This is a genomic window from Exiguobacterium sp. SH3S3 (assembly GCF_004337115.1).
Taxonomy (GTDB): domain Bacteria; phylum Bacillota; class Bacilli; order Exiguobacteriales; family Exiguobacteriaceae; genus Exiguobacterium; species Exiguobacterium aurantiacum_A.
The window spans coordinates 1-426 of sequence record NZ_SJUU01000037.1; the positions used below are offsets into that span (position 1 = coordinate 1).

The following is a 426-nucleotide window of genomic DNA, read 5'->3' on the forward strand; positions in this document are numbered from 1 at the left end:
ACGCCCATCACTGTCCCTTGCCCTCCTGCTTTGCCAAGAACTCATCAAAGGTAATCTGCACATGGCTGCGTGTCCACTCCACAATCTGCCGACTTCTCGTCTCTTCCTCGCAGTCTTTCTGTAACGAGCCAAAGTACCTAGTGTACAGTTTGGCTGCCCAGCGGCCCAGCTCCTCTATATCTGCCCCGCGCGTCACATTCCAATCCTCCAGCCGGTTCTGGTCCCAGAACAGAACACCGCATCTGAAGACAACCCTCTGTGTCCGCATGTATCCATGTAACATGGGACACACCACCCAACCGTAGCTGCGGAGCGGGTCCGCTGAGCGCCAAATTGGGTGCGAACCTAAGCACCCCAACTCGCCTGCCGCAACCAGTTGTCTGCCGGGGGCTGGCCGAGATGGCAGTCGAGAGGGCAGTATAGGCC

The 426-nt window shown here is 58.0% G+C and carries 1 protein-coding gene; it reads right to left on the reverse strand.

Features of this window, described 5'->3' with window-relative positions; all coding sequences use genetic code 11:
- Window positions 1-7 precede the first annotated feature (7 nt).
- Window positions 8-283: a hypothetical protein gene (locus tag EVJ28_RS13980; protein ID WP_131489351.1), complete on the reverse strand. Its 276-nt coding sequence runs from the start codon at window positions 281-283 to the stop codon at window positions 8-10.
- Window positions 284-426 lie beyond the last annotated feature (143 nt).

What these genes read in the sequence shown, in the direction of transcription:
- EVJ28_RS13980 (WP_131489351.1), bottom strand. Translation starts at nt 283, where the DNA reads ATGTTACATGGATACATGCGGACACAGAGGGTTGTCTTCAGATGCGGT.